Source organism: Edaphobacter sp., assembly GCF_035532915.1.
Classification (GTDB): domain Bacteria; phylum Acidobacteriota; class Terriglobia; order Terriglobales; family Acidobacteriaceae; genus Edaphobacter.
The window spans coordinates 1-6,702 of sequence record NZ_DATKQC010000480.1 but is presented as its reverse complement, the minus strand read 5'-3'; the positions used below and the strand labels follow the sequence as shown (position 1 = coordinate 6,702).

Genomic DNA, 6,702 nt, shown 5'->3' with positions numbered 1-6,702 from the left:
CCACACCCACAGGAGATAGACATTGAATCTGAAGATCATGCCCGCTGCCGTAGCGCGTTGCTACAAGTCCTTTGGGAAGATTGCATCGTACGCGCAGTCTCCGTTCCTGCTACTGGTTCGCCTGTATTGGGGCTGGCAGTTTGCTCAAACTGGTTGGGGTAAACTCCACAATCTTCCGCAAATTACCGGATTCTTCACTTCTCTCAATCTCACTTTTCCAGCCTTTACCGCGGGCTTTATAGGATGGGTGGAACTCGTCGGTGGCATCCTGCTGATCCTTGGAGTTTTATCGCGCTTCACCGGCCTCGTGCTTTCCATCAATATGGTTGTCGCCTATTGGACGGCTGACCGGGATGCTCTGAAGTCGATCCTCAGCGATCCCGGAAAGTTCTACATCGCCGATCCCTACACCTTCCTCTTTGCATCCCTGATGATCCTCATCTTTGGCGCTGGACTATTCTCGTTGGATAGGCTGTTTGCCAAGTGGATCGCCAACAGGATTGACCGCGAGTGATGTTGCCATTGCAGATTGAGAAGCATCCGAAGAACGATCTCACCTCAAGGACGCTTGGCCCGTCCTCAGCCGACAGGTCGCGGCCCAACGCTAACCTTGCCTGGGTGATTTCGGCACATGGTCTGCTCAGGATTGCGAGCGGTACGAGCGGAATTCTGATCGGGCTTTACCTTGCCAGCCTCAACAACCACGGCGCTCATCTCAGCGCGGGATTGGTTGGGACTCTGAGCGCGGTATCCTTTGCCGCAGAGCTATTCGCCTCAATTCCCATGGGACTCGCGTCGGACGCCATGCAGCCTCGATTGCTGATGACGGCTGGTGCAATCATCGGCGCCGTAGCCGTGTTTCTCTTTGCGGTGTCGGGATCAACATCCATCTTCTTTCTCAGCAGGCTGCTCGAAGGCATCGGTGCTGCTGCCATCGTGCCGGCCCTACTCGCATACCTCACCGACGCCACGGATGGCCGTCCAGCCCTTCGCGTCAAAGCGATGAGCTACTTCGAGCTGACGCTGCTTGCGGGCCTGGCGCTGGGGGGTGTCGTCGCTGGCCAACTCTTTCGCGTTCTCCACGCTGGCGCGTTTGCTATCGTCGCCATTGCCTACCTGCTCTGCGCCGTAACTCTCTTCATCAACATCTCCGGCAGGACAGTACGACATCTCGTGAATCCGCTCGACGATCTCAAGCAGGTGCTACAGTTGCCTTCGATACGTCATCTCGCGCCCGTCTGGCTCTGCGTCAACTCGGTCGTAGGCCTCTGGCTTGGGCCAACTCTTCCGTTTCTTCTCACGGAGCGCTCCACCAAATCCCAGTACCTGGCAGGAATCTACGCCTCAACTCCAGCAAGCGTAGGTTGGCTGCTCCTCGGGTACGCCATCGTATTCGGCATAGGCGTCACTGCATGGAGTTTCATCCTGCCCCACATCCGTCTTAAGACTGCCATGAGGATCACGCTGGGTGCCATGCTTCCAGTCTGCGCAGGATTTTACCTGCTCAACCACTCCGCCCATCAGCCCTCACCGGTACGCTGGACCATCGGTGTCTTCATCGCATTGCTCATCTTGGTGGAGAGCGGATTCACGCCCGCCGCCCTCGCATGGTTAGCCGGCACGCTTCCCATTCAGTCCGGACGAGGTGCAGCGATGGGTCTCTACTCTGTTCTCCTCAGCGTCGGCGCCATCATCGGCTCACTCCTCGCTGGAGTACTCGGCCAGCGCTACGCAATCGACGGTCTCCTCTACGGAACCGTCTTCGTCGCAATCCTTGCGCTGATCTTCCTTCATTGGATTCCCAGCCCAAATCCTCAAGACCCCGGAGCCTGACCCATGAGCACGGAAACATACGATCTCGCCATTCTCGGCGCTGGTTCAGTAGGGCTCATCGCAGCCGACTTCGCCGTCAAACTCGGTGCCCGCGTCATCATGATCGAGAGAGACCGCATCGGCGGCGACTGCACCTGGTCGGGCTGCGTTCCCAGCAAATCTCTCGTGAAGGTCGCTCGCGTCGCGCATCAACTCCGCACCGCGTCCACCCTCGGCATCCAATCCCAGCCCCCGGTCGTGGACATGCTTCAGGTCCGCGAATATCTCCGCTCCACCATCCGCCAGATCTATCATGGCACCACTCCCGAAGCCCTCCGGCAGAAAGGCATGGACATCCTTCTCGGCCCCGCCAGCTTTGTCGATCCACACACCCTGATGGTCGGCGATCAACGCATCTCCGCAAATAAAATCCTCATCGCAACCGGAGCGGAGCCGCTGATCCCATCCCTCTCAGGGCTCAGCGAAGTCCCCTACTCGACCTACCGCCAGATCTTCGAGAATGACCATCTCCCCGCAGCGATGGTAGTCATCGGAGGAGGCCCCGTAGGTCTCGAAATCGCGCAGGCCTATCAGCGCCTCGGCACGCAGGTCACGATCTTTGCCGAACGCCTCCTTCCCAAAGAAGAGCCCGATGCCTCCGAGATCATCGCCCGCGTATTCGAACGCGAGGGCCTTCACCTCGTTCCCGAGAGAGCCCTCTCCGTGGAACAGTCCGGCCACCGTGTCGCCGTCCACTCCGTCGGGCAGCGAGAGGAATGTGATCTCTTGCTCGTAGCCGCAGGTCGCAGGCCCACCCTCGATGGCCTCAACCTCAAAGCCGCCGGAGTCAAATACTCCGCCCAAGGAATCGAGGTCAACGACCGTCTCCAGACATCCACCAGCACCATCTACGCTGCGGGCGATGTCCTCGGTGGAGAGCAATTCTCGCACCTCGCCGGATGGCAGGGCTTCCAGGCCGCACGCAACGCTCTCTTGCCCGGCAGCAACTCCGGCTTCTCCCCGGTGATGCCGAGAATCACGTTCACCGATCCCGAGGTCGCACAGGTCGGCCTCACCTTCTCTCAAGCGCTCGCCTCCAACCGCAACCCCGTCGTCTCCACCTGGCCCATCACGCGCATCGACCGTGCCGTCTGCGACAACGACTGCGATGGCCTCCTCAAGATCATCGCCACAACCTCCGGTACTATCCTCGGCGCAACCATCGTCGGCCACCGCGCCGGAGAAGCCATCATGGAGATCGTCATGGCCATGCAGAACAATCTCAAGGTCAGCGATCTGGCCAGCATCATCCATCCCTATCCGACCTACAACTCCGGAATTCAATTGCTCGCCACAGAGATGGCCGTCGAACACAGCCTCACCGGCCTCTCGGGGACACTCATCCGCACAGCCTCCAAGATGGTTCGCTAGGAGCTTGGCTGTTGCCATACTTCAATTGGAACGTCCAAACGAGAGTTTGGTGGCATATCGACGGGTCTGGGCATGGTCGATATGACGGGTTAGGCTACAGGAGCTCTTACGGCACGCGAACAGCAGGATCAACGCGCACGCCATGAGGTTCAATCGCACGGATGAATTCCTCACGGAATTTTCGGTGCGACATGAAATCCAGAAGTGGCTTCAGTTTGTCCGAAGGTCATCCTGTCGAACTCCGGCCTCGCCAGTTTTGAAGGTGGCTGCCGCCGAAAGAACTCCCCCAACCCAAGGAATACTTCCCAAAGCGGCAAGGGCGATGGCCTTCAAAATACGCTGTCTACGACTTGGGAGGCAGCCTCAAGTTCAGCCTTGATGGTGGCAAGGGCACTGCCGGATTGTTCGATTCCAAGAATGTCCGATATGGATTCCTCTGCCTGACAAGCCTAAGGTAGTGCTTCGCCGGTCGCCTGACAACATCCTTAACGATTGCGTTGGTGAGATCGGTAGCTTTTTATCCTTGCCGTACAAGTTCATCAAGCCGTTCTTGTATGAGGGGGACCCGCTCGTTATCCAAGACGAATCCAGGAAGCACGTCAAGGAACCGAGGGTCAGCGAGCAACATCTTTGCTGCCTCGGCAAGATAACGCCGAAGCTCTAGCGGAGACTCGGCGATCTCCCGAAGCAAAGTATCTCGTCCCTCGATTACAGCAACGAAATCTTCAAGATCGTGACTGGCCTGAAAATCCATCTTGCCGCGTCCCCGAAATGCTTCCATTTTCGTTCCCAGGAAAAACGGCGCGGTAATGACTTGGATCGATTGTCCGCTGGGCAGAGTGACTGTGAACGCATGACGAAGCGCCGACTCATACCAGATGTTTGTGAACCCAAGCACTTCTTCGTTGAGCGCCAACACATCCACTATCAGAGCACCATTGTGCCACCGGCAAGCGAGAGGCTTTTCCCCTTCATCTTCTGTGAAGTGGGCCTCGCGGAGACGTTCTGAGAACGCGATGTAGTCCGCATACGTGACAATTTCGGCTATCACATCGACATCGTTCGTACCGCGAATCGGAGCGGCAGCCTTGTCAGTAATCAGCAGCCCCAGAGTGATGCCGCCAACAAAAACAATCTCATCCAGAAACGGGGCGAGTTTGTGAACCGCATCTTCCAGTAGCGGCAGGTTCGGATCAGGCATTGATCTCCTTGCCGAGCAGTTCAATCGCGAGATTTCGTTCTCGCGTTCTCCCGCCGCGAACCGCATCGCAGAGTGCGAGCACGCTGTAGAATTTGGGATCTCGCAGCGCGGCCTTGGGCGCTCCCTTGTACAATGGCGCAAACGCGATGCCCCGTACTTTTCCTTCAACATACGGCCAGACTTCAGGAGGATCGCCATCACCTAGAAAACGTGACTTCAAGGGCTCCGCGGATGCACCCGTCGGGACACCGCGCGCTAGAGAGCCTTTTGCTGGTGGAAAGACATATTTGAATCCATGGGACAGGAACTCCATCAGCGCAGACCGATTGACTCTCTTTTCTCCATTGGCGATGTGGAGCAGCCCTGACTCCGCACTACGCTTCAGAGACTTCGACACCTCTGACGGAGAGATGAAGAGGCTTTCCGCTAAGTTTTTGGACGGGACTTGCGGCCCGTTCTGGATGGCGAGTTTTAGGAGAAGCGCAACGTCCTGGCCTTGCATGGGCTAATTATAGGCCGCAATTTCCAATGTGGAAATTGGAAATTTGCTCTGAAGTACCTGCTCGACTAACAATCTAAGAAGCGCCGCCAAAGAAAATTGAACAATAACGAACACGCATTTCAGCACAAATTTCAACTGAACAATGACGAACAGTAAGGGTTGACGGGATGTATCGTATTGATTCTAAAGGTATAGAATGATCATCTGAGTCGCTACAGTTCCTATAGAATAAATAATTTACGTTTCTCATAGCCCAAAGGTCGGTTTCCAGTTCGTTGACCGTTACCGATCGTCTGGATGGCGATGAATTCGCAATTTCTCATCCATCATCTGGATACCATCGTTTCCGCGACCCGTTCACCAAATCGCTAGTCTTGGCTGACTTCCAAGTGCCTGGGCAGCGTTCGCGGCGTTGTAGGTAGCTCAAAGACCGGAAGGGCGTGACGCGCACGACAGAGGTCGCGGGCACGGACGTACATCTGTCATCGCACGTGGAAGGTGATACCTGAGAAGAAACTGCACATGACGGTGCCCGCACACTTTCGCCGGAGCAGCCGGACACCCGGCGTTCTGACGCTGCATTTCGCCGACCTGCCTGACAACGATATCGTCCTCGCGCGGGGATGCAGGGTCACGAGTCCGCTGCGAACGGTTCTCGATCTCGCCGCCGCCGATACGATGCCGCGCAGTGTCCTCGGCCATGCGCTTCTCCAGATGATGGAGCGGGAGAGGATCACGCGCGACGACGACCTCAAACGGACGAACATTCCCGCAGAATCGCGGCAACAGTTTGAGCAGCTTCTGCGCCTGACAGCCGCGGGATGAACGGCGGGCGTGCATCCGCTTCGCCGGAACATGTGTGCTGCGTCGTCCCACAACCGCATGGGCGGAGGATGGGGCAACCGGATTGTTTCCCGCGCCATGATTTCCGATTTGCGATGATGGTGATAGCGTTACTGAAACCATGACCCTCGCTCTGTCCATTTCGCCCCACGGCCGCCTGCATGTGGAAACGGCAGCCGACGAGGAAGGCGCAGTTGCCGGCGAAGCTGTCGCCACACGAATCGAGAGGGCCTTCGCTGAGAGCACGGCGCAGGGATTGTTGCACCTGGCGACGGTGGAGCTGGAGACGAATCTGCCCGCGGCGTTTTCCTTTGCCCGCGATTGGGGCCGCGCGTATCTGACACAACTGTGTCATCGCCCGGAGATCGGGAGCGAGGAGCGCTCCTGGTCTGTTCCTGTTCCGTCGGTTGAGGAGCGTACCGTAATGGCCCTGACCGCGCCGCCGATGCGAGGCGCGGAGTACTTGAACGCGGAAGTGCTCGAAGTTTGGTGGCTGGAACTGGACCGGCTGGTGCAGGCAGAGGTGGAGGCCTGCGGGAAAAACGTCCAGCAGTTTTTAGAGAAACGGAATCCATTGTGGCGGAGGGTGGGGCGGGTGACGTTTCATCTGGCGGAGAACAAGCGCGACGTGGAGTTTCCTTTTGCTTTTCTGGCGACTTACAGCAGCCGCCTTTCCGCGCATGGAAAGCCGCAGCATCTGCCGTTGGAGCGGGCCTTGCGGGAGTATGGCGCAGCCAAAAATCATGCCGCGCTTTTGTCGCTGCTGCAGCCCATCCAACAGGCCGCGGAACGGGTCCCATGGGTCAAGGAGCTGACCGAATCCGGGGAGATGTATCAGCCATTGGCCTGGGGGCCGCAGGACGCGTATCGCTTTCTTCAGGACGTTCCCAACCTGGAGGCGAGCGGGCTGATG

General features: G+C 57.7%; 7 protein-coding genes. 5 read left to right on the top strand and 2 right to left on the bottom strand.

All coding sequences use genetic code 11. The annotated features are described in order from the left end of the window. Positions 1–22: 22 nt before the first annotated feature. Genes VMU57_RS22340 through VMU57_RS22330 form a run of 3 tightly spaced genes read left to right on the top strand, consistent with a single transcriptional unit; the run spans position 23 to position 3,243 of the window. A complete protein-coding gene (locus tag VMU57_RS22340; RefSeq protein WP_325387480.1) occupies positions 23–514 on the top strand; it encodes a DoxX family protein in 492 nt (163 codons plus the stop codon). Next, positions 514–1,833 (top strand): MFS transporter, encoded by a 1,320-nt coding sequence (locus VMU57_RS22335; protein WP_325387479.1) that lies wholly within the window; start codon positions 514–516, stop codon positions 1,831–1,833. The genes VMU57_RS22340 and VMU57_RS22335 overlap by 1 nt, the downstream gene beginning before the upstream one ends. Positions 1,834–1,836: 3 nt before the next feature. Further along, positions 1,837–3,243, top strand: coding sequence for a dihydrolipoyl dehydrogenase family protein (locus VMU57_RS22330; RefSeq protein ID WP_325387477.1), 1,407 nt, complete (start codon positions 1,837–1,839; stop codon positions 3,241–3,243). A gap of 517 nt (positions 3,244–3,760) precedes the next feature. Here the strand turns inward: VMU57_RS22330 and VMU57_RS22325 are convergent. Together VMU57_RS22325 and VMU57_RS22320 are read right to left on the bottom strand one after the other, a co-directional pair. Further along, the gene (locus tag VMU57_RS22325; RefSeq protein WP_325387475.1) at positions 3,761–4,444 is read right to left on the bottom strand and encodes a hypothetical protein; all 684 of its coding nucleotides are present in this window, start codon (positions 4,442–4,444) and stop codon (positions 3,761–3,763) included. Then, positions 4,437–4,664, bottom strand: coding sequence for a hypothetical protein (locus VMU57_RS22320; protein ID WP_325387473.1), 228 nt, complete (start codon positions 4,662–4,664; stop codon positions 4,437–4,439). The genes VMU57_RS22325 and VMU57_RS22320 overlap by 8 nt, the downstream gene beginning before the upstream one ends. Before the next feature lie 804 nt (positions 4,665–5,468). Here VMU57_RS22320 and VMU57_RS22315 point away from each other — a divergent pair. After that, on the top strand, positions 5,469–5,771 hold the full coding sequence (locus VMU57_RS22315; RefSeq protein ID WP_325387471.1) for a hypothetical protein: 303 nt from the start codon (positions 5,469–5,471) through the stop codon (positions 5,769–5,771). Between the two features lie 139 nt (positions 5,772–5,910). Then, positions 5,911–6,702: hypothetical protein (locus tag VMU57_RS22310; RefSeq protein ID WP_325387469.1), on the top strand; the 792-nt coding region annotated here is incomplete at its 3' end.